This window comes from Alistipes senegalensis JC50 (assembly GCF_025145645.1).
In the GTDB taxonomy this organism is placed as follows: Bacteria; Bacteroidota; Bacteroidia; order Bacteroidales; family Rikenellaceae; genus Alistipes; species Alistipes senegalensis.
Map to the genome: position 1 here is coordinate 2,273,878 of NZ_CP102252.1, position 22,002 is coordinate 2,295,879.

A 22,002-nucleotide genomic window follows, 5' to 3' on the forward strand; every position below is an offset into this window, starting at 1 on the left:
GGTGAATCTATTTTTCGTGATTAAAACTGTTCTTCATTTATCTGTTACCACATTTTTTGAGTGTGAAATGGATTTTTCCTTTATAAATACAATTACAGGATTAAAAAATATGGAAAGCAGAATAGAAACGGATAGCAAGATTTGAGAGTTGAAAACTTGTTGCTATTTTCTCATTATTTGGAATATTCCATTTAATGATACCATACTCTCTTACTTTATAAAGATGAAAGATTACCACATTTTTTGAGTACGAAATTGATATTTCCTATATAAGTATCTATTCAGAATCAAAAAATATGGAAGATTCCAATTAAAGAGATAGTAGGTTTTTGAATGACGGAATAGAGAGTTGCTCAAATCTGTCCTATGCAAACTGCTCAAAAGTGTCCTATATATACATTACCTACTTATACACTACCTATTAAAGTCGTACCGACCATGTACTACCATATCAAAGACCGCAGGTGATTCGATAACCGCAAACAGGCCAAAGAGCATTACGGCGTGGCCTGCTTCCGTAAACTGCTACACTTAAAAGAAATCATATTTACGAACAATCAAAATTCCATTGCTAACGATGAATTATACAGTAATCCCCAAATCAATCGTGAACTTTCAGACGGGCAACAGTAAGCCTACTGATATTTACGTGTGAGCAACCATTAAATATTGCTCCAATCACAAGACGAACATATCCCATATAACAGAAGAAAAACTATCCCTGCTTACAGGCTTGGATGAACGAACCATCCGCCGTGTTATTAAACGCTTAAAGGATGCAGGTTGTCTGACCGTGCAGACCATCATTAAAGAAGATGCAGACAGAGGATTTATAAAGCGAAATTCCTACTATATAAAGCCAGAAAAGAGCAACTATTTCTTCCTCGATAACAGTTACTTTAAGAGGAACTATCCCGCCAAGATTGCAGGCTTTCTGCTCTTATTAAAGGCAATCTGCCTTAATAATACGGATACCATTCAATGAAGTATATCCCAAATTGCAAAGAGTATCGGTTTATCGAGAAATACGATAACAGCCCTTATTAAAGAGTGTCAGCAATTAGGGCTTATAAAGCCTATTTCTAACGGCTACGAACTGACAGCAGGCTGTTTTATCAATTCCTCGGTTAAAAAGACCAATGCAGGGATTTATAAAGAGATATGCGAGTTCTGCAAGATGAAAGGTGTTGCTGCTCCCAAGTGGGATAAACGGGCGATGTCCGTACTGCTTACCAAGTATAATGCAATAGGCTTATCGAGAACAGAGCCAATAAGCATTACCTACCAACTCGATAAACGATGCAAGAACCTGCCTGATAAGGTATCGTTGCCCTACTTTATAACGGCTCTCGATATGCAGGAGCGGTATCGGGAGATATTGGAACGAAATAAACAGAACGAGCAGAACAAAGAGATTTTCAGCGGTTTCGCATTTTTAGATCATATATGCTAATGAGTTATTCTTCATATGGTATTATCATTTTTCTAAAGAATAATTTAACGATAAAGGGGGAATACCTTATTCCATTTTCATAATAATTTTCTGTTCCAATATCTAATTTTAATTCGACATTATTTGAAGCACAGATTTGATGTAATAAGTACAAACCAAGACCTCTTCCCTCAATATCTTGCTCAATCGCTATTTTCCCTCTCTGCCCTCTGTTAAATAATAACTTTTTTTCCTCGTCAGATGGCCTTAATCCAAAATTGTTGAATTTCAGTTGCAAACTATCCTCCTTTTCATTAAATGTGATTATTATATCTTTCCCCTTTGGTGAATATTTTATGGCATTATCCAAAATGATGAAAAAAGCTATTTCAATCAGATTATTAGCATTAAAGGAATTGTGAGATTGGCCCTCCAATTTGACATTCAAATTCTTTTTTTGGATGTCACCTCGTAAACATTTATAGACTTTTTCAATTTTTTTATATATAGCTATGGGCTTTTTTCCTGCATCCAAATTCAATTCTGGATTAACCTCCAAATCATAAGTATCTAATCTGATGGTCATTAAATTAGAAATAGAGTATACGTCTAAATTTAGTGACTCGATATAATCTGTCCGATTTCTTATGTTGGAAAGAGCAGCTGTTAATTTTGATGTAACACCTTTCAACTGGGTATTCAACTTTCTTATTTCATGAATTGTATTTTCCAACAATTCTTTTTTCTCTTTTAGTTTTTCTGTTTCAATTGTATTGTTTACAGATAAATCAAAAGCATTTTTATTTTCTGAAATTATGGATGTAAAACTATCTTTATATCTTTGATAGTCTAATGTGGAAATACGCGGATAGAATTCCGATGTTTTTAAATGTTTACGTATAGAATTTCTGTCGGATATTTTCTCCACATTTAGGCAAGTGAAAATTATATTCTTCCCTGCCCAATCTAATACCTCAACTCCAAAACCATATGGACATTGATATATACCCGTTTTTTTCAAACTTTGATAAAAGCGTTTACACTTAGGGTTGTTTTTATTTGTACAACAAAATTTAGGTGTATCGAAAAGTATGCCTGACATTATGTCCCCACCAGCAGTTATTCGATAGGAAAAAGGAAATAAATTCATGCAATGATACTAAATATAACGTTAGCAACTAAAGATTGTATTATTGACCGCACATCAGAACTGACTTTTAAGGTTTTTTCTGAAGGAAATTCTCTGAAATTACCACCTTTGTTGATAAGTATATCAACATAATCATTTTCCAGCTTAGCAATCATTAAAGTGGGAACCTCCTCTTTAATAAGGGTATTTCTAATAGTTTCCCATATAATACGAGGATCAACAGATTTTTTAATTAGTAGATCTATTTCGGTACACCAATCATCAATCTCAATATCTTTTTTGATAATATGAACACCTTCAAGATAGCTATTTAGTGAAATATCATAAGTTGAACCTGTATAAGCTGCAAAGATTTTATAGGGATAACGTTTCTTCAATTCTCTGATTAAATAAGCCCCTTCAGATGGAGAATTAAATGCCTTTCCAACCCCTTTTATATCACAAATAATAACACCAAATTCGCCTAATGTCTGGAGGTCAGGTACATCTTCATAGTGGGTTATATGGAATCCACTGCGAATTAATTCATCATAATAAACAAATTTTTCATCGTCAATAAAAACGATCTTAACCTTATCTCTAAAATCTTGATTCAATTTTCGAGAAGGTAGATTTAAATCCCGAATTGTGTATACCTGTCCAAAAGTAAATATATGTCCTTTCATCTTATGCATTTTTACAAAAGTAGCCATAATTTTAGAAATATGTTAATGTTTGTTTGAATTTAGTTATATGCCTTCCACGAACAGAGTAACAGATCAAAGCCCCCTCCCCTTATCTAATGTGAAATCAATAAAAAAGCCATGAAAACATTGGACAAAAAGGCGGCAGAAATCTTACGAGGATTATTGGCCCTACAAACCACAAAGATTGACAACACAGGCGGAGTGTATATGCCTGTTCATATCGAAATCATTGACCGAACAGACAAGTACAACCACATTTCGCTGGCTCATTATGGACGGCAGAACGGAGATGTCATGCGTGACCCTGAAATGATTATCGCCCTGCACAAAGAAAGCCAACAATTCGTTCCCTACTATTACCGTAACGATTATATGGGTATGGAGCAGTACAGCGTTAGATGGACAGACGAGGGCATTTTGCTGAACCGTCGTTTACAGGCAGACCACACGACATTCGCTAATCAATGGCTCCGTAATATCGCCACACAACAGCACCTATTATGACTGCACGGCGATTAGTGGAGAACTGCGTACTGACGAATCAAACCGCAGTTGTGGATGAAATGCTGAACAAGCACCTGCTACCAGAAGAATATATCTATCCCTTTGTAGGTGATGTGATGGAATGGTGGTTGGTTGACAGCTGGCTGGCAGAACGTCTGAAGCGAGAGGGAGAGGTTATCATTGAGGAATACGGTTGCTGTTGGTGGGGCAGGTTAGCGAGCGGACAGTCTATCTGCATGGATAGCGTGATACAGAAGATTGCAGGAGAGTGAAACACGGCCTGCATATCGACATAGCAAATTTGTAAATTACAGAGATTAGGGGCTTTGCAAATTCGAGGAGATTTTGTAACCTCTAATTTCTGTTTTTATGTTGGCGTAAAGTCGATTATTGTAACCACGAACTATCTGCCACTCATAATTACAGGGTTTATGCAGGTGTAACAACAAAATCTTCTACTCCAATTTACAGATAACAAAGTTTTGAATCCATAAGCCGTGCTATTGGAAAGATGCTTTGTTTTAGAGAACTTTGCAACTACAATACCCCAAGAGTGTTGCGTATTGAGAAACATTTTCTAACTTTGTGGCATCGTCCTAATGGGCGGTAACATATTAGTTTAGTGAAAGTGTTTCGCTAATCCTTATCACGAAATCTGACAGTTTCTACAAAGACGAGGATAACGACAACGCTCATCACCGCATATAGGCATATATCATGCGATATATACTATTCGGTGTGGGGTATTGTTTCTTATTCGTCTTTGGGTTTTGTCAGAACCTCGTGATAGATAACGAACAACTCCACACTTTCTTTTTTGTATTAATCCACCGCATAGGAGTTGTACGGTAAAACGTGCGTCACTTGTTTTACTTAAATAATCTCATTATGAAAAAATTATTGACCTTTGCCGCATTACTTGCGGTGGTTGCGTTCACATCGTGTAAATACGATGACGACGACATTTGGAACAGCGTTCACGGATTGGAAAACCGTGTTGCAAAATTAGAGGAACTCTGCAAACAGATGAACACGAATATTTCATCGTTGCAGACCATCGTAACCGCATTGCAGAATAACGACTATGTTACAGGCATCACACCCGTTATGCAAGGCGGGAAAGAGGTCGGCTACACTATTACGTTTAGCAAAAGTAATCCCATTACTATCTATCACGGGAAAGACGGACAAAACGGTGAAGATGGAACAGATGGTAAAGATGGCGTAACACCCACTATCGGTGTAAAGCAGGATACGGATGGTATCTACTATTGGACACTCGATGGCGACTGGCTGACTGACAAGCACGGCGACAAGATTAAGGCCGAGGGCAAGGACGGTGCAGACGGTTCGGATGGAGAAGACGGGAGCGATGGTACAGACGGTACAAATGGTAAAGATGGCATTACACCCCAATTCAAAATAGAGAATGATTATTGGTTTATTTCCTACGACAATGGCAATACTTGGACGCAGTTAGGTAAAGCGACTGGCGAGAATGGCAAAGATGGAGAAGATGGTGTTGGTGGGGATTCCATGTTTACAGGTATAGACTATAAAACCAGCACCGACTATGTAATTTTTACATTGGCTGATGGCACGCAAATCAAACTGCCTACATGGTCTGCTTTTGAAGCCTTACAGCGTCTTTGCAACGAAACGAATACCAACCTTTCAGCCTTACAGACGATTGTAACAGCACTCCAAAACAACGATTATATCACGAGTGTAGACCCGCTGACCGAGGACGGCAAGGTGGTAGGCTATACAATTAAGTTTGCCAAGAGCAACCCGATTGTGATTTACAACGGCAAAGACGATACGGATGGTGTCGATGGAAATACTCCTATTATCGGTGTGAAGAAAGACACGGACGACATCTATTATTGGACGCTGGATGGAGAGTTTATCGTTGTGGATGGACAGAAGATAAAAGCACAAGGGACAGACGGTAATAATGGCGTGGATGGTTCAGACGGAGTTACGCCAAAACTCGAAATTCGAGAGAGCTATTGGTGGATTTCCTATGACAACGGAACGAATTGGACGCAATTAGGAAAGGCTACGGGTGAAAATGGAGCAGATGGGAAAGATGGCGATAGCATCAAAATTACACAGGACGAGAACAATGTCTATTTCGAACTGGTAGACGGAACTATAATCACCATTTCAAAGACGGGAAGTCAAAGTTCCAACATCATTATATTTGCAGACAAAGACGTAAAAAAGCGGTGTGTCGGATTGTGGGATACAAACGGAGATGGTGAATTATCGCATGAGGAAGTGGCTGCCGTAACCACGATTGGAACTGTTTTCCAAAATAATACAGACATTGAATTCTTCAATGAATTAAAATATTTTAGTGGATTGACGGCTCTTGAAGCCAATGCATTTAATGGTTGTTCTAATTTATGCAACATTGCCATTCCAGCTAATGTTGCGACAATTGATGTGTCGTCATTCAAAGGTTGCTCCCAACTAATGCAAGTTACATTCGATAAAAATTCGTGCATTACTATATTTGAAGGAAGTTATAATGAAAACGGGGGTTCTTATAATGGCGTATTTGCAGATTGTAGAGCTCTCAAAACCATACGAATTCCAGCGAGTGTTACGGAAATAAAGGCGTGTGCATTTCAAAATTGTACAAGTCTATCAAGTGTAACATTTGAGGATGATTCAAATCTCCAAACAATTGGAGGGGGATATACATGTTATAGAGGTAACTATGATAGTTATGATTTTGGTATTTTTGGTGCTTTTGCGGGCTGCACATCATTGACATCAATAGAAATTCCCAATAGTGTAAAAGAAATAGGGGTATGCGCATTTCAAGGATGCTCTCAATTACAATCCGTTACTTTTCAAAAAGGATCATTAATCACGACATTAAGTGGAGGATACATTTCCAAAGGGTATGGAACTTCTATTGAAAATGCGTCAAATATGATTTTTGGTGTTTTTGCTAAATGTTCTACATTATCATCAATAGAAATACCTGCAAATGTTGAAACTATCGATGCTTGTGTATTTCAAGATTGCATAAATCTTTCAGTTGTTACTTTTGAACAAGGTTCGAAATTAAAAGAATTTGGAGATGGGTATGCGAAAACGGGATATCGTCCCTTTGTAACAGGAGCTTTCGCAAATTGTACAGCCTTAGAATCGATTCAAATTCCTGCTAATGTAGAGAAGATTGGCGTTGGCACATTTAAGAATTGCTCACAACTATCATCTGTAACTTTTGAACCCGATTCTAAATTAAAAACAATAGGTGGGTATTGTGATGGGAATTGGTCATCAGAAGTTGGCACTAAACATTATGGGGCATTTGCCGATTGCGAGGCCTTGACAAATATTGAATTGCCAGCAAGTCTAACCGCCATAAATAGCGTTGCATTTAGCAATTGCCGCAAATTGATAGATGTGTATTGTACTGCTTTAACTCCGCCAACTATTAAGACAGGGAGCTCAGGAACATTTACTAATATTTCATCTGCTGCAAGATTTTATGTTCCATTAGAATCGGTAGATGCTTACAAAGCCGCAACTGGCTGGGAAAAATATGCAAATCAAATTGTTGGATATAATTTTACTGAATAATGTCCTTGTAAAGATTGTGAACGATAAAAGATAAAATTATAAACACCTCTTGATTTAATCGAGAGGTGTTTTGTGTATATTTTATTGCATATTTCATAGATTTTAGCTATATTTACGTCATAATCAAAGATTTAATAACACTATAAATTTTAGCTAAAATGAAAAGAAAAACACCAAGTATTGATTGAAAAACGGGCACAGAGACTATCGACGATATTCAAATATCGTATACCGCCAAAGGGGTATCTTATGATAATGACCATGGCGTTTGTCTGTTTGTAGGACGTAGAACTGATGACCCTACACCGCGAGAGTTTCACTATATCTTTGAACTCGACATCGACCCTACGAAAGATATGACCATCTGTTTTCAGAGACGGGGTCGTTATATGGCAGGATTCTCCTATCTGCTAAATCCAAAAGCCGTAGAGGAGGGTTGTCTCGCCATTATATTACCTAACATGGTAGATATTCCCAAGTCCAACTGCAAACTCAATCTTTTAGAAGCCCATATTAAGAGCGATACGGTCGTATTCGGCTACACATCGACGGAGGGAAAACAGAGTTCTTTCAAATTCCCGCTAACTGGGTTCAACGAGAAATATTTAGAGCAGTTCATATAGAAACAAAAGCAACACAACATTCTTAAAAGGAGAGAGCAGGGAGGAGGGGAAAATTTTCTCGCGCGTTTTTTCCTTATTTTAGTGTTGTTTTTAATTTGTATCTATAATATTTTCAATAGATTAACCTATTTATTAACTAATCACGGCTTATATAGCCGTGTAAACCAACGTGTAAACCGCAGAACGGTCGTCTTTGTAAATTGCTGTATAATAGCAATTTATTTATTTTGAGGAACGTCTGGGGGGCGTGTGGTCGCTGGTTCGAATCCAGTCACCCCGACTGATGAAAAATCCTTGATATTCAATCGAATATCGAGGATTTTTCTTTTGTGGTATATAGTCCGAAAAATGGCGGTGGTACACAAGTGGTACATAAATTGTCGCTATCCGAAAATTTCAATCTCAGTCGTTAAGTATTTGGTTGTTGGGCGGTTGCTGTATTTGGGCCTATACAGTCGCCCCAAACAGGCGGATAATGAATTTTATCGGGTTCGCGGCTATATGAGCTGTAATCGCGTCGCAGTATCTTCTGTTCCGACGAAACAAAACGACCTGCCAATATGTTTTTGGCAGGTCTTGCAAATTTACTCTGCCGATGTCCCGATCAGCAACAGAATCGAATAGTCGGTTTCCGCCAGTTTTGCATCCGTACCGCAACCCCAGACGATATTTACCTGCGGGGCAAATTCATGGATGACGGTTAAAAGGCTGCATAGGTCGTCGAAACTAATTTCCGATGCGGGATGATAGCTTACTTTTACAATCACGTCGAGGTCGGCTCCGATGTGTAGGGCTTTCAATTCGGTGCTGAGTCGCTCCGCCAAGACGGGTATTGCGCCCTCGACCGTAATTAGGGCGCAAGATGCCGCGCTATTCAAAATGCGGTCTAAATCGTTCCGGACGATTTGCACCATGTCGTCTTCCGACGGGCTGAATTGGGTGTCGAGATAGTGCCTGATTTCTTCTTTGGTTTTCATGTGATTTTGTTTTTGGGTGATACATTCCGGTTGTGAATACGCAGGCCGTTTCAGCCGATATGTACTCATTGCGGTTTGCTTATTTAAGCCCTATACACTGGCTTGAAATAGGTGGTTAATGAATTTTATCGAGTTCCTGACTACATGAGCCGTAATCGCATCGCAGTATCTTCTGTCGGGATTTAACAAAGCGACCTGCCGGGTTGCGGCAGGTCGGGACAACTAAGAATGGTCGGGATAAAGATTCGGAAAAAGATGTGGATAACAACTTACAACTATGTGCTTTATCCGCGACCGGAATTATATACGAAGGAGAAAATTATGATAAAATATGCAAGATTATTTAATATTGTAATGTTCTTTGTACTTGGCTTGCAATACCTTAAATACTTCTTTGTAGTCAGTGTCTTCTGAAACCAGTTTTATTCCGTCTTTGTCTCGGAAACTTGCTGTTACCATCATATCAGGAGCTTTCAGCGTGAAGCTCCATGGATAACAGAAATCTTCGGTGCTGTCTCCGAAGTCAAATATAATATTAAACGGACTTGTATTGTCCAAACCAATACATTCTAATACGACAGTGCTATTTGCTGAATATTCCTTTGCGATCTTCGTATTTCGGACAGTGAAAAGCATACCCGTTCCGGCAATGTTGGCTATTCCCATAATAGGATAACCTACTTTTTGGGTGAAGAAGAACTGCATATCGAATCCCCTCCGAGAGTTTTGATCTGTAAATGCTTTCGTACTCTCTTTGAACGAGTAGAACGCATTGTCGATTGCCAGAGCATACCCCTGCACATTCGTAGTTTTTGCCTTTTCTTGCGCTTCTACAAAGAGGCACATTGCCAACCCCATAAGGAGTAAAATAATTTTTTTCATGATTGTCTGTTTAAGGTTCGTTGATTTCTTTACGATAAAAACAATGCGCCTAATGATAGTATCCCGAGAATGGGTAGCAATAATGTGAGAAGCAAGCCTGCAATAAATAAGAAAATCGCCTCTCCTGCACTGAATACCCGGCAAAGAGCTAAAATAATGAGTGCAATGAAATAACCAATGAAATTAAAAAACACGGAGGCTACTATCAGCACAATTAAGCCCAATAACGTCCATAAACAACCTCGATCCTCTTTCTTCTCCGGTTGAACATTGATAACAGTTTCATTGTGTGTCGATTCGGTTGGGCATATCGGATGTCCGCATTTAAGGCATGCTGGAGCATAGCGGGAAACTTCAGTGCCGCAAGCCGGGCAATGAATCAAAAGAGGTTCTGGTTCCGGTTCTTCGGCAGGAGTTTCTTCCGGGGCTTTTTTCGTCAAAGTCATTTTGGGATATTTCCGTCTTAAGTACATAAATCCGATGATGAACAACAGAATGATGATGATTGATCCCATAATGCCGTATTCACCGAAATATTCCTGTATAAAGGTTGGTGTGGTTTTTTCCATGGAAGGCTAATTTATTCGTCTTTCTCCAATTTTCGGGTGCGATAGATGATTAACAATTCTAAACAAAAAGCAGTTACGGCTATTCCGATGGCGAGCCCTGCCCCAATAGAGAGAAGTAGATGATCGATTGAGTCGATAAGGTCCGTTAAAGAGGGGTTTTCCTTGAAATCTTTTGAAAAATCATAAAGGTCTTTAATAGCATCTCCTATTAAGTACATAATAACAGCGGGTGCTATTAGGCACGCAAGCATAAAGAGCGATTTGAGATAGCTTATGCCTCCCAACTTTATCTTGATTGCAATTCTTTGTAGTTTCGAATGTTCTTCAGTCTCTTTATATAATCGGCGGCCTTCCCAATAAAATATGAGGCCTAATACTAAAGTTATAGATACAATTAGTCCCAATAATAATGCAAGTTAGTAATTATGCAGTACGTTAAGTTTATTCTTTACAAGACGAAGAATACGCTGCGGAGTATAATTCGCGGCATTTTTGAACTATTCTTTGTTGGTTGTTATTGTATTTCTTTCGGATTAAGTCATCACATCCTAACACGCGGATTGCAGCTTCATATCCTTTCAGCATAAAATAGAATCCGAAATTCTTTTGATCGCCAGTTATTAAATCATAAAATTCTTGAGGATCGTGTATTTGTTTAATTAGACCGAAAGTGTCCATTTCCGGAAGGTCGTTTTGGTAGTTCTCGGTTAAAATTTCTTGGGGTGTCATACCCGCCGTTTGTTTTGCATGCTTGAAAAATTGTTGTGCGGTACAATCTCCATCGTTTAATCCGACAATAAATCCCATTGCGTAGATCTGTTCAAAGGTCGCTTTGTATATTGAGTTGTCCAGTTGGGAGGATTGCCGTGCTGATGCTACAAATGCAGTTGTCATAGCTTCCCAATCCAACATGCTTGCATCGGTTGTAAGGTCTTCGAGAAAATATAATTCCGGGTAATCTTTTTTATATTCAGCCATATTGAACATTAAGACTGAATCTTGTCCTTGAACTTTGTAATACCAGTATACATCGAAAGTTTCGTCGGTGTAGGAATAGATAATAGAATCTTGTATGGCGGCAAAGCATGGAGAATCACAGCATTCCGAGATACAACGAACTACCTCCGAAACTAAAGCATTCATTTCTGAATAAGGCTTATTTGTTATTTGTGATAGGATACTTGCTCTTTGTGCAACATCTAATGTGTCACAATATAAAATGTTATTAAGGGATTCGCTCATGCCCACCAATTCCTGAAAAGCACGCCCCTTAAACGGTTGCATAAATTGAGTCTTAAGCTGCTTTAATGGCGACGGAGCAATTTCCCTCCTTTCAAGTCTCTGATTTGTGTAGTCAATCACATCTTTCCGAACGTGCGAGGATGCACGTTCTTCATCGTTGTTGCGTTCGTTTAGGTACTGCTGGAGTCCTTCGTTCACTTCCTTTTGATAAACGATAGTCTTTTGTTTTTCATAAAAATATCCGCATAGTACCGTTATTATAAACAGCAGAGAGATGATTATTCGTTTCATGATATTTGGTTAATAAAGGCTTGTCAATTTCCCGTCGGTGAAAACTAAAATAGAGTATTTGGGCGTTGATGCACCTACGCTGTCGGCAAATCCCATCAGTAAGGCTAAAGCCATTGCTTCTTCGCCGGAAAGTTGCGTCATCGCTGCGGCGACTTGCATGTCTTGTTTGTCCTTATTGAAAGTCCATGTTTCAACCCTATGCCCGGATCGCATGCTTTTTCCTATATCGTATGATTTTATGTCAATTACCTCCTGACACATTTGTTGGGTCATGCCGAGTTCGAGTTTTCCTTGATAAATAAGCGAGCCGTATCGTTGACCATATTTTCGGATAAATGCTTGCTTTTTTTGTTCTTCAGTCTGATGTTTCTGCTTTTCATCTGCGAGTTTCAGAGAATCTTTTATTCGTTGTTGTGCCACAAACGCCTTAGTAATTGAGTCTCGTGCTCGTTCTTTGGCGCGCTGCTGAATCTGATATTCACGAGGGGATAATCCGTCTTTCCATTTCCCTGTTTCGGTATGTCCGGTGGCGGCAAAAACCATTGTTCCCTCGTCCGGTGCGCCGTTATAGAGCCGCCCGATAAACTTGTCCCCGGCTGCGTCGGTAATTTCCATGTTGACTGTTCCTGTAAATGGGACGATATTACCCTCAAAAACACATCCGGCTGGAATTTCCCATTTGTGATTTGCTCTTGTTATTTCTGTGATGCTTCCGTAGCGATATTTGCCGCTTGACGGGGCGTCGGATATGAAATTTCCCTCGAATGTGTCGCCATTGGCGTATTCGATTTTACCATACCCGAAGTGTCCGTCGGATAGCCTTCCAGTAAAACGATCCCCATCTTCTGTTGTTAATGTGCAATCAAAAATGCCAGTAGAAGGTTTTTTATCTTTGATTGTTCCGGTGAAATGACAATTAGCTGGATAGGTCCATGTTTTATCGTTCAATCTGATAACACCCTCAAGCGCAAAAGTCATTATTCCGTGATTGGAAGAAAAAATCATCTTTCCATCCTGAATGGAACTTGCGCTAATTTCTCCCTCGAAAATATTTCCGCTGAAAAATTTATAGGTTCCGCGTTTGCATTGATCATTACTCCATTCTCCGTCGAGTTGATCCCCATTGGCGAAATACATAATGCCGTTGCCATGTTTAAGTTTCGTCTTCCTTTTGGGACTGCCTTTCCGGATTTCTCCGACATATTTGACGCCATTCTCGTATTTAATGGTGGCGCGTTTGGGTTTGGATGATTGGGCGAAACTGTTAGGGCTGGTGAGCAGTAAGCCGATTAGGGTTGTAAGTAAAAGTAGACGTTTCATAATTGCGAAGTTTTATGCCATATACGAGCCGGAGACTTTTTGCCATTCATATTGATAGATATGCGTTTGGGGCCTTTCTCAATTTGTAACAAATCACGATTCCGATTAAGGAATTTTCCGATTTCAGAAGATATTGTTTTGTTCCGTTCTTCAATCGTGCTCTTATGTGCATATAGCCCCTGCATCTGAATATACTGGGTTGCAAAATGACGTTCGAAGTTCCTTGTGAAATCGTGCGAGTGGAAATCCGGTGCAGGGAGGTACTTGTAGATATACTCGCGTAATGCGCGAATGCCAATTTCTTGCAAGATCGTGTGTACGGTAGTTTTAGGCATGGTAGTAAACATTGTTGCCACCCAGCTCCGACTTGGCATGATTACAAAAAGAAAGTGTGGAGCTGCCCGTTTTATTCGAATAGAGGTTCTGGAATACCTTTGCTGAAATAAACTGACACAAGACCCCACACCTGTATAGTATGGGGATTATGATCTCGCATACCAATACAAGTGATGAGTGCCGTCGTTTACCCTCAGCAAATTGAATTTTCCAGATTCCTATTCGAGGTTAAATCGAAACACTTTCACCAATATACGCCGCTTGCACGACAAGACAAAGGTAAAAAATATTTCGCAATTGACGACACCCATCGGGGCCTTGTTGTGCAAATTTCGCCAAACATGCTTTTGGGTACTATCTACGCAGGGATGCAGATATAATAAAAAGAAGCCGGAACCTGTCGACAAGGTTCCGGCTCCGCGTGCGGGACGGTGGGCTACTTGAACGTCACCCCGTGCTTTTTGCAAATCCATAGGAAGGTCTCAATCCCGATTTTTCGGCTTCGCAGACATTTGGCGAACTGCTCGTTGCAGTCGGTCGGGTAATACTTCTTGGAGTGCATGCTGACCAGATGAAATAACCGCAGCCCCTCCTCCTTGCCGTATTCGTGTGCCAAGGCGCATCCGATGCAATACCAGTCGTGATAGTCGTCGGTGATATCCTTTTTCTCTTCACGGATTTTCTTTATTAATTTATAGACCTTTTCATCGAGCAGCTCCTTTTCCCGGGCCGTCCGGACTTTGGCCCTTGCGGTTCTTTCTTTCAGCACGCCCCGATAAGGCTTCGCGTGCGGATTGATGTATGGGTAGGCATCGTAACTGGCTCCCCGCAAGCGGCAGACATCGCAACATCCTTGGTCGGCGACGAGTCCCGTTTTCTCGTAGATCTCCCGGACCAGAGCGTCGAATTGTGCCAGGTGCATGTCCGGGTGAGCGATGCGGAAAATCAGGCACAGGCCATTCCCGCTGATCGACATGCTTGCACACAACAAGCTGTCGAAGGTCTTGGCGACGAGTTTCTTCTTCTCGAACCACTCCGGCCCGAATACGCCGTTGTCCTTGTGGTCGATGTCGATGCATATGAACCCGGTGTGCTGAACCAGCCCGTCACGGCTCCGAGTCTTGAATATCCCGCTGGGAGTGATGCACGGCAGGTTGCGTTTAATTCGTTGGCGAACCTTCTCGTCGGAGGTCGTGCGGAACGCGATAACCTGCTCCTTGAATTTGGCAGTCTTACACCACTTTATCAGGTCAACATCGCCGAGTGGTTTCTGTGCGAAGTAGTTCTCGAACACGGAGACCCTGATCTGAGGAAGTTCCGGGGGATTCGAACTGACTGTTTGCCTTTCTATGTACCCATTGTCATATTCGTTTTCTTTCATGTTAGAATTATCTTTTAGGAGCGACCTATTCATATTGTATATCGTTGAGTATTCGTAGATTGTCATTTTCTTCGTCTTCGGTTTTTGTGAAAAATTTGTTGAGTTCTTCGTCGTTATTCTTTTTGATTGCCTTCTTTTTGTACTTTGCTTGCCGTTTCCGTTCGTTGGCATCCAGCTGGGGACGGATCAGTATGAAGGTTCGCATCTGCTCCCCGTTGAGATCCGTCGGTTTCTCGCCATAGAGGGCGTATTTCATGATTGCGTCATAGAGGCGTAATCTTGTCCTGTTCTTCATCGAGGCCAACGCTTCGTAAAAAGTGCGGTAGAAGATGAACCCTTCACGGGGCGGAACCTCTGGGTCGAATGCAGGTTTAGATGGCAGTTTTTCGTTTTTCATAATTAATGCTTTTTTAATTGGTTTATTCTTTGGATGTTTTCCTGTTCGATCGTTGGGTGTGATTCGCTCTGCAACCAGTCGAGAATCTCCTCACGCTGAAAGTAGAGCCGCCGTCCGCCATGCTCCGGCTTGCGAAACGGAATCTTTCGGTCGCTCGTAAATTTGTAAATCGTCGCCTTGCTGTATCCGGTCAGGCGCACGACCTCCTCGATGGTCATTACTTGCTCGGTCGGAGCTTGATTCGCAGTAAGGTTACCCAAGATTCGGTCGATGCCGAGAATCTCTTTCAGTTGTCCCACGGTCAGCATTGCGATCGGGGTTTCATCGGTGAATTTGTTCATGTTTTTATTGAATTATATGGGTTTTCGTCTGTTTCTATCATAATGTATACTTAGTTGGACTACATATGAAAAAATCCCCTGAAATCCGAGGATTTCAGGGGAGTGTCATTGAAAATATCCCTATAAGTACAAAAAACAGGTCTATAATATTCTGTGAAGCGATGCGAATAAATTGTCTCTGTCGGAAGCATCTGTCTCATCGAACCAGCGTGCCAGTTTGCGGTTGATGCGACACAGTGATTTGTAGGTGGTTCCCTGCATGTCCCGCTGTAAGGCTGCTATGTTGAGGCGATCGATTATCATATCTGTTTGCATTCGGTAATGCAGATACCCGATGTAGAGCCAAAATCTGAAGTCTGTCTCCTTTCGAACGAAAATCGTATCTTTCAATATCGAGAATTCCTTATGGCATTTTTTGCAGTAAGCCATGTAGGGCTTGTCGTCTCGTAAATAAGAAAACTGTTTATCCCCACATGAGGGACAATAGATTCCACAACTCTTCTGATAAAATTGAAAAGCGTTTGCTTCCGTCGGGAATTTTTGTAGGAAATCATTGTATTTAATAGGCGGGGAATACATGGCAAACGTAGATTTATGAACCGAAAAAGAACGTTTTTAATTTCCTCAATCCATCATCGTGTTTCTTTTGGTTGCGAAGCTTTAATTTCTGTATATTAAGCAGTTTCCATTGCACCGACGGATAATGCTGGAAATCCCGGTATTCCGATGCGTCCCAATCCGGTGTCCCGTCCTCGAATCCGAGTAAAAATGCTTTGTCGGTCGGTGTCAGATGGTCGTTGATATACTCGACCAGTCGGCGGCGGGTCGCTTCGTACTGCTCGTAGGTGAACGGCGTCGAGGACATGCCCTCGAATTGGTTGGTCAGAGCGTCGCGTTGGTCGTTGAAATTGGGATTGAGCGACTCCAAGATCGGGCGGTCGCTTCCCAGCAGGCAGAAGATGAAGCCTCGTTTGATTTCGCTGAAATCTTGGATATAATCGAGCATCAGGCTTGCGTCGAACAAGTCGCGCGGGTGCTGGCGGTCGAGTGCCGCCGTGATCTTGCCGCCGTAGAGTTGTGACAGCGGTACGATGCGGGCTTTGCAGAATACGCCGAAATCTTCTTGGGCGAGGTCGCATAAGGGCAATTCGACGGGCGGCGCGATGATGCCGCGCTTCACGTCGTTTACCTCGACTTTGACGAAATACCCGTTATGGGTGCAGATCAGTTTGTTGGGAATTTCGCGTACCGTAATGCCCGGTATTGCGGCCTCGATTTTTGCCTTTACCGCTTTCAGCCGTTCTTTGATATGGGCGAGGCTTGCTTCCCGCGGTTCGACAGGAATATAGGTCAGGTCGATGTCTACCGAATAGCGCGGTAAATTTTGCACGAACAGATTGATTGCCGTGCCGCCGTGAACGGCAAAACATTCTTCCGCCGAAATAATCGGGATAATGCGGAGCAACAACCGCACGCGCTCTTTGTACTCTTGATTAATCATTTTTCAGTTCTGCCGGAATAGTGATTTGGTACTTCTTATCGTAAACGCCCCCTTTGGCGATTACCCGTTTGCCACTGCCGAGGTCTATTTTGTCGAGGTCGAGGGCCTCGAACCACGCATGACGGGCCTTTTCGGCCATAAAGAGGAACAGCCGCTTCACTTTGACGGAACGACACTCCTCCAACAGCCGTTGTACATTCTTCGGCGGAAGTATCGATAACATTTCCATCACATAATAGAGGTCGGTAATGTCGTAATATTGCGGAGCGAGGTGCAGACACTCCATAAACGCCCGTTCCGGGGTAGAGATCGGCAAATCGAAAACCCCTTGTCGGGTGGTAGTGATTCCGGTGTTGGAGTTGAATATTTCGGTGGTAAACAGCCGGAGAGTAACGCCCCAGTCGTATTTTCTGAACCAAAGCGGTAAATACTCTTTTTGCGGAGCAGACAGCGAAACGGTCGGCCTGCCCATCGGAAGGTAGTGCGAATAGCCATGTATCTCCAATGCCGACATGGCTCCGATTGTCAGGTGTTTGCCGGTCTGCGTATTGAGGCTGTATATGGCTCCGTATAACGTCGGCGTATCGCCCGTGCGGATCATTACACCTGTGCCTATGGGAGTCAGCCAAGCGGATTTTATGTAGCGGTGCTGTAAGTCGTTGGAGATGTTTTTGAGTTTCATCCATGACGACAAATAGACTGCTCCGGGTGGGAGGGACTGTAATAGTTGGTTTATTTTTGTTTGCGATGTTGTACTCATAGTACAAATATACAAAAAATATTAAACTATTGTTGGCTTATTACAAAACTTTCGCCGCCTCGTTGATCACTCCGTTGTCGAAGCTGTCGAGGTATATGTTCGTGGTTTCCAGATCGGCATGGCCGAGCATCTGTGAAATCACCTCGCGCGGGATGTGGTTGCGCTGCAAGGTCATGGCCGCCGTATGGCGGGAAACGTAGCTCGTCAGGTGGAAATCGATTCCGAGTTCCTCGGCGAGCAGGCGCAGGTATTTCTGGTATTTGCTGTAACGGGTTCGAATGTGCATGTAGAGCCGCTCGCCCGTATAGCCGGAGCGGGTGACGATCGGCAGCAGGAAATCGTCCACGGTCGGCGAGGCCGCTTGCAGGCTCCCGATCAGTTGCCGGATCGCGGGCGTGATCTTGATCGAAATAGGTTTGACACCTTTCTGCCGCTTGATCTTCTGCCGCTTGTAGACGATATAGTCGCCGTCCTCCATCTGTTTGATATGGGCAGTCGTGAGCATCGCCATGTCGATGAATGATATGCCGTAACAATAGTAGGAGAATAGAAACAGCTTGCGGGCGTATTCGCATTGCGGATTGCTGGCCGTGCTGCTTTTGAGTTTCGACAGCTCGGCGGCAGGCAGGTAGCGTTTGGCGGTCGCCTCTTCGAGTTTGGAGACCTCGAACCCGCCCCGTCCGAACGGATAGGTCGCCGCCGAGCCGACACCCTCCGCATTGGCCCGGTTCAGAATGGCCCGCAACGCTTTGAAATAGAATTTACGCGTGTTGCCGCAACAGCCCCGCTTTTGAAGAAACATATCGAATCCCCGGACATAACGCAGGTCGATGTCGGAAAAGAGCCGTTGATCCAGCTTCCGGTCATAGCTTCTCAACATGTCCTGCTTCTGCTTATAGGTTTGGGAATTGCCGATATGCCCCGTCGCGTGCAGTTCCGCGATACGGTCGGTGAAATAGGCGTTGAACTTTCCCTGTTTGGAGGTGTTCAGAAAGGCGTCCTCGAACTGATTCAGCGTCCAGTCGATGCCTTCGATCTCGAAACGTTCGACGATCTCGCGGGCGCGGACCTTGTATTTCGCCAGCAGCGCATTGTCGGCTTCGCGTTGTTTATTCTCGGCTTTTTGCTCGGCTCCTTTCAGGTTGCGCAGGATGATGAATTGCTCGCCGGCCTCGTCCCAATATGCGGGATCGGCATAGAGGTCGAGTGCGATATATTTGCGCCGCTTGTTTTTGGTGATACACAGTCTGACCGCATAACGGCCGTTGCGGTCGGCTTTGTCGTGACGACGGAGAAACCGGATGGAATAAGCCATAGCTTTGCACAGTTTTTCTTCTTGATTCGCTGATAGTTATCGAAATGTCATACGACAAGCGAATGAAGATACTGTCAAAGCTGGATTCGATAGATCCGGCCGAAGCACTAACCGCCTACCCGAGAATTGCAGAGTATGATGCGATTACTAAATTGCCCATCTGTCGTAGACGGGGCAAAAATAATATGTCGATGAAGCGATTGCAAATATTTTTTGGTTTTAATTATAGACCTAATAATAAATCTGTACATTGTGTTGTCACAAACAGTGGATTCGCATTTGTATAGATAAAAATATCGAGATTTTGCAAAAATCTCGATATTTTTAACAATTTACTCATAGCTTCGTTTATCAGGAATCAGTTAAAAGGTATAATTATTCGATTTGCATAATTCGAATCGAATATTTTTTCAGGAAAATATATTCTATGGCGAAGAGTATAAATCCATTCATCTGACCGAAAAGATCGCTCCGAAGTATTTTTGCGATTGAGTGGGCAGACGGCGCGTGGTACACAAGTGGAACACGCGAAATCGCAACAACTCTCGATAATGGTAAGTTGCAACTCTTTGAAAGTATGTAAAATCCGCTGGAATATAGTTCGTTAAATTTATTGGAAAAAGTAAAATTTAATTCTGGGGGGCGTGTGGTCGCTGGTTCGAATCCAGTCACCCCGACTGATGAAAGGCTTGGTAATCTGATGATTGCTGAGCCTTTTTCGTTTGTGGGCTTTGAGAACGCGGGTAGGGCGGTTTAAGTGCGATGAATCGACCGTAAAGTCAACCGAATCCGATCCTGTGGCTGGTGGAGCATTGCCCCCCCCCTCCCTCTGCATCGGAAAGCTCTGCTTTTTGTGTCTGTCATGGAAATTTCATCGGCTTCGGTTTGTCCGGTCCCATTTTTTTCATACCTTTATTCTCGCTTTTTCGCAACAATGGACGCAACGAAGATACATGCATTGGGGACCGGAGACCGGGAGCTTTTCGACAGCCTGATACAGGAGTATTATCCCCGGCTGATGGGGTATGCCTGTATTCTGCTCGATGACGAAGCTGCCCGCGATGTCGTGCAGGATGTCTTTCTATACGTTTGGGAACATCGTTCCCGATTGACTTTTTCATCCGGGATTCAGACCTATCTTTTCCGGGCATGCCATTCCCGCATGCTGAACAGCCTCAAGCGCAGCAAAAATTTCGCGGGAGGCGGTTCGCTGGATGCGCTCGCGCAGAGCGAGGCCGAGTGGCTCCGGGCCAATAACGACGATATAGTCCGTACGCTCTGCAACAAGGAGCTGCTCGAACGGGTGCTCGGCATCATCGAGGAGCTGCCGGACAAGCGGCGGGAGGTTTTCCGGCTCTCATTTTTGCACGACATGTCGAACGCCGAGATCGCCGAACTGCTCGGGATGCCGCGTCGCACGGTCGAAGGGCATCTTTACTTGGCGCTGAAGTTCCTGCGGGGCCGGATTTCCGCCGAAGAATTGTTCGCTTTGATGTTGGCATCGATTCCCATGATCTGAGTTTTTTCAACGGATTTTCAAATAAATCCAGGATCGGCTGCGTAAATTCCGGTTCTGGATTGTTTATTCAGTAAAACGGCAACGATGAAAACGATCAGCCCTCAGAAAATTGTCGATTATCTCGACCGCCGCTGTGACGGACAGACCCGCAGTATGGTCGAGGAGTGGATGGCGCGAAGCGAGGAGAACCGGAACGAGTTCTTTCGGATCAAACAGCTTTGGGCTTTGAAGAACACCTATAAACATGCTTCGGTCCCCGAGGTCGAAGGGGCTGTCCGCAGGATAAACCAGCAGTTGGACCAGCGCCGGCGTATCCGGCGGTTGCAGTATCTGGCCCGCACGGCGGTCGCCGCAGCGCTGCTTTTCGGGGCGGTACTGGCCGGGATCGGGATTGACAGATACCGGGAGCGTTTCGAGTGGCATACGATCGCCAATACGGTTCCGGGCGAGGTGCTCGACTTCGTGCTGGACGACGGCACCCGGGTTTATCTGAACCGGGGCGGGGAGCTCTCGTTCCGGGAGGATTTCGGCGCGCGCCGCCGCCGGGTGAAACTCTCCGGAGAGGCTTTTTTCGATGTCAAGTCCGATCCGGTCCATCCTTTCGTGGTCGAGACCCGGGGTGTACATATCCGGGTGCTGGGCACTTCGTTCAATGTCAAGGCGGGCGAGCGGATCGAAGCGACGCTCGAAAAGGGGCGCATCGCGCTCGAAAGCGCCTCGGGCGAGGAGCTGGCCACGCTGCGCCCGGGACAGCAGGCCGTGGTGGACGCCCGGAGCCGGCGTCTGCTGTCGGTCAGCGAGGTGCAGACGGGGAAATACACGGCCTGGCACTACAACCACAAGGTCTACGAATGTATCTCTTTCAGCGAGATCGTCGGCCTGATCGAGGAGCGTTACGACGTGTCGGTCATCTATGACCCCTCGTCGTTCGACGATACGGCCTACCGCCTGGTCGTGGGCAACAACGAACCGCTCGGACAGATGCTCGATATACTGAATCTGATCGTACCGATCGAATACACCGTTCAGGACCGGCGCGTCCTGATCAAACGCAAACGCTGACCCGGAAGAAATCGCGCGACCGATGATAATTTTTGAAGAAACCCAAACGGAAATGCCTATGACGACAGCCTGACTTGTACCGCGGGAGAGATCCCGACCGTCTCATCCGAA

Annotated in this window: 19 protein-coding genes; 6 read left to right on the plus strand and 13 right to left on the minus strand. The window is 43.5% G+C overall.

Annotated elements, in window-relative coordinates:
- Positions 1 to 700 precede the first annotated feature (700 nt).
- A complete protein-coding gene (locus NQ519_RS16260; protein ID WP_368202646.1) occupies positions 701 to 985 on the plus strand; it encodes a hypothetical protein in 285 nt (94 codons plus the stop codon).
- A gap of 472 nt (positions 986 to 1,457) precedes the next feature.
- Here NQ519_RS16260 and NQ519_RS08860 read toward each other — a convergent pair whose 3' ends face one another.
- Both NQ519_RS08860 and NQ519_RS08865 read right to left on the minus strand, forming a co-directional pair.
- Positions 1,458 to 2,582: a sensor histidine kinase gene (locus NQ519_RS08860; protein ID WP_147513231.1), complete on the minus strand. Its 1,125-nt coding sequence runs from the start codon at positions 2,580 to 2,582 to the stop codon at positions 1,458 to 1,460.
- Positions 2,579 to 3,274, minus strand: a complete 696-nt coding sequence (locus NQ519_RS08865; RefSeq protein WP_147513230.1) for a hypothetical protein — start codon at positions 3,272 to 3,274, stop codon at positions 2,579 to 2,581. The genes NQ519_RS08860 and NQ519_RS08865 overlap by 4 nt, the downstream gene beginning before the upstream one ends.
- A 111-nt stretch (positions 3,275 to 3,385) precedes the next feature.
- On the opposite strand from NQ519_RS08865, the gene NQ519_RS08870 reads away from it, so the two are divergent.
- The 3 genes from NQ519_RS08870 to NQ519_RS08880 all read left to right on the plus strand — a co-directional run bounded on the left by NQ519_RS08870 (position 3,386) and on the right by NQ519_RS08880 (position 7,375).
- Positions 3,386 to 3,772, plus strand: coding sequence for a DUF6908 domain-containing protein (locus tag NQ519_RS08870; protein ID WP_019151512.1), 387 nt, complete (start codon positions 3,386 to 3,388; stop codon positions 3,770 to 3,772).
- Positions 3,769 to 4,044 (plus strand): hypothetical protein, encoded by a 276-nt coding sequence (locus NQ519_RS08875; protein WP_019151511.1) that lies wholly within the window; start codon positions 3,769 to 3,771, stop codon positions 4,042 to 4,044. Before NQ519_RS08870 ends, NQ519_RS08875 begins: the two co-directional genes overlap by 4 nt.
- Positions 4,045 to 4,660: 616 nt before the next feature.
- Positions 4,661 to 7,375, plus strand: a complete 2,715-nt coding sequence (locus NQ519_RS08880; protein ID WP_019151510.1) for a PL29 family lyase N-terminal domain-containing protein — start codon at positions 4,661 to 4,663, stop codon at positions 7,373 to 7,375.
- A 1,207-nt stretch (positions 7,376 to 8,582) separates the two neighbouring features.
- On the opposite strand, the gene NQ519_RS08885 is transcribed toward NQ519_RS08880, so the two are convergent.
- The 11 genes from NQ519_RS08885 to NQ519_RS08935 form a co-directional block, all read right to left on the minus strand.
- Positions 8,583 to 8,975 carry a hypothetical protein gene (locus NQ519_RS08885; RefSeq protein WP_019151508.1) on the minus strand — a complete coding sequence of 131 codons (393 nt, stop codon included), beginning with the start codon at positions 8,973 to 8,975 and terminating at the stop codon, positions 8,583 to 8,585.
- Positions 8,976 to 9,314: 339 nt separating this feature from the next.
- Complete coding sequence (locus NQ519_RS08890) at positions 9,315 to 9,857, minus strand: hypothetical protein (RefSeq protein WP_019151507.1); 543 nt, start codon at positions 9,855 to 9,857, stop codon at positions 9,315 to 9,317.
- Positions 9,858 to 9,886: 29 nt separating this feature from the next.
- Positions 9,887 to 10,426 carry a hypothetical protein gene (locus NQ519_RS08895; protein ID WP_019151506.1) on the minus strand — a complete coding sequence of 180 codons (540 nt, stop codon included), beginning with the start codon at positions 10,424 to 10,426 and terminating at the stop codon, positions 9,887 to 9,889.
- A 441-nt stretch (positions 10,427 to 10,867) separates the two neighbouring features.
- Positions 10,868 to 11,959 carry a hypothetical protein gene (locus NQ519_RS08900; RefSeq protein ID WP_019151504.1) on the minus strand — a complete coding sequence of 364 codons (1,092 nt, stop codon included), beginning with the start codon at positions 11,957 to 11,959 and terminating at the stop codon, positions 10,868 to 10,870.
- Positions 11,960 to 11,968: 9 nt separating this feature from the next.
- A complete protein-coding gene (locus tag NQ519_RS08905) occupies positions 11,969 to 13,279 on the minus strand; it encodes an MORN repeat-containing protein (protein ID WP_019151503.1) in 1,311 nt (436 codons plus the stop codon).
- 772 nt (positions 13,280 to 14,051) lie between these two features.
- Positions 14,052 to 14,996, minus strand: a complete 945-nt coding sequence (locus NQ519_RS08910) for a PriCT-2 domain-containing protein (RefSeq protein ID WP_147513229.1) — start codon at positions 14,994 to 14,996, stop codon at positions 14,052 to 14,054.
- 25 nt (positions 14,997 to 15,021) lie between these two features.
- Positions 15,022 to 15,393, minus strand: a complete 372-nt coding sequence (locus NQ519_RS08915; protein ID WP_026076687.1) for a DUF6291 domain-containing protein — start codon at positions 15,391 to 15,393, stop codon at positions 15,022 to 15,024.
- 2 nt (positions 15,394 to 15,395) lie between these two features.
- The gene (locus NQ519_RS08920; protein ID WP_019151498.1) at positions 15,396 to 15,734 is read right to left on the minus strand and encodes a helix-turn-helix transcriptional regulator; all 339 of its coding nucleotides are present in this window, start codon (positions 15,732 to 15,734) and stop codon (positions 15,396 to 15,398) included.
- 592 nt (positions 15,735 to 16,326) lie between these two features.
- Entirely contained in the window at positions 16,327 to 17,235 is a 909-nt protein-coding gene (locus tag NQ519_RS08925; RefSeq protein ID WP_019151496.1) for a nucleotidyl transferase AbiEii/AbiGii toxin family protein, read from the minus strand.
- Positions 17,228 to 17,995: a type IV toxin-antitoxin system AbiEi family antitoxin gene (locus NQ519_RS08930; protein ID WP_026076686.1), complete on the minus strand. Its 768-nt coding sequence runs from the start codon at positions 17,993 to 17,995 to the stop codon at positions 17,228 to 17,230. The genes NQ519_RS08925 and NQ519_RS08930 overlap by 8 nt, the downstream gene beginning before the upstream one ends.
- Positions 17,996 to 18,035: 40 nt before the next feature.
- A complete protein-coding gene (locus NQ519_RS08935) occupies positions 18,036 to 19,310 on the minus strand; it encodes a site-specific integrase (RefSeq protein ID WP_019151494.1) in 1,275 nt (424 codons plus the stop codon).
- Between the two features lie 934 nt (positions 19,311 to 20,244).
- On the opposite strand from NQ519_RS08935, the gene NQ519_RS08940 reads away from it, so the two are divergent.
- On the plus strand, positions 20,245 to 20,829 hold the full coding sequence (locus tag NQ519_RS08940; RefSeq protein ID WP_019151493.1) for an RNA polymerase sigma-70 factor: 585 nt from the start codon (positions 20,245 to 20,247) through the stop codon (positions 20,827 to 20,829).
- An 84-nt stretch (positions 20,830 to 20,913) separates the two neighbouring features.
- The gene (locus NQ519_RS08945; RefSeq protein ID WP_019151492.1) at positions 20,914 to 21,891 is read left to right on the plus strand and encodes a FecR family protein; all 978 of its coding nucleotides are present in this window, start codon (positions 20,914 to 20,916) and stop codon (positions 21,889 to 21,891) included.
- Positions 21,892 to 22,002 lie beyond the last annotated feature (111 nt).

What these genes read in the sequence shown, in the direction of transcription:
- NQ519_RS08905 (WP_019151503.1), bottom strand. Translation starts at nt 13,279, where the DNA reads ATGAAACGTCTACTTTTACTTACAACCCTAATCGGCTTACTGCTCACC.
- NQ519_RS08930 (WP_026076686.1), bottom strand. Translation starts at nt 17,995, where the DNA reads ATGAGTACAACATCGCAAACAAAAATAAACCAACTATTACAGTCCCTC.
- NQ519_RS08865 (WP_147513230.1), bottom strand. Translation starts at nt 3,274, where the DNA reads ATGGCTACTTTTGTAAAAATGCATAAGATGAAAGGACATATATTTACT.
- NQ519_RS08860 (WP_147513231.1), bottom strand. Translation starts at nt 2,582, where the DNA reads ATGAATTTATTTCCTTTTTCCTATCGAATAACTGCTGGTGGGGACATA.
- NQ519_RS08875 (WP_019151511.1), top strand. Translation starts at nt 3,769, where the DNA reads ATGACTGCACGGCGATTAGTGGAGAACTGCGTACTGACGAATCAAACC.
- NQ519_RS08940 (WP_019151493.1), top strand. Translation starts at nt 20,245, where the DNA reads ATGGACGCAACGAAGATACATGCATTGGGGACCGGAGACCGGGAGCTT.
- NQ519_RS08870 (WP_019151512.1), top strand. Translation starts at nt 3,386, where the DNA reads ATGAAAACATTGGACAAAAAGGCGGCAGAAATCTTACGAGGATTATTG.
- NQ519_RS08915 (WP_026076687.1), bottom strand. Translation starts at nt 15,393, where the DNA reads ATGAAAAACGAAAAACTGCCATCTAAACCTGCATTCGACCCAGAGGTT.
- NQ519_RS08945 (WP_019151492.1), top strand. Translation starts at nt 20,914, where the DNA reads ATGAAAACGATCAGCCCTCAGAAAATTGTCGATTATCTCGACCGCCGC.
- NQ519_RS08885 (WP_019151508.1), bottom strand. Translation starts at nt 8,975, where the DNA reads ATGAAAACCAAAGAAGAAATCAGGCACTATCTCGACACCCAATTCAGC.
- NQ519_RS08890 (WP_019151507.1), bottom strand. Translation starts at nt 9,857, where the DNA reads ATGAAAAAAATTATTTTACTCCTTATGGGGTTGGCAATGTGCCTCTTT.
- NQ519_RS08920 (WP_019151498.1), bottom strand. Translation starts at nt 15,734, where the DNA reads ATGAACAAATTCACCGATGAAACCCCGATCGCAATGCTGACCGTGGGA.
- NQ519_RS08935 (WP_019151494.1), bottom strand. Translation starts at nt 19,310, where the DNA reads ATGGCTTATTCCATCCGGTTTCTCCGTCGTCACGACAAAGCCGACCGC.
- NQ519_RS08880 (WP_019151510.1), top strand. Translation starts at nt 4,661, where the DNA reads ATGAAAAAATTATTGACCTTTGCCGCATTACTTGCGGTGGTTGCGTTC.
- NQ519_RS08900 (WP_019151504.1), bottom strand. Translation starts at nt 11,959, where the DNA reads ATGAAACGAATAATCATCTCTCTGCTGTTTATAATAACGGTACTATGC.
- NQ519_RS08895 (WP_019151506.1), bottom strand. Translation starts at nt 10,426, where the DNA reads ATGGAAAAAACCACACCAACCTTTATACAGGAATATTTCGGTGAATAC.
- NQ519_RS08910 (WP_147513229.1), bottom strand. Translation starts at nt 14,996, where the DNA reads ATGAAAGAAAACGAATATGACAATGGGTACATAGAAAGGCAAACAGTC.
- NQ519_RS08925 (WP_019151496.1), bottom strand. Translation starts at nt 17,235, where the DNA reads ATGATTAATCAAGAGTACAAAGAGCGCGTGCGGTTGTTGCTCCGCATT.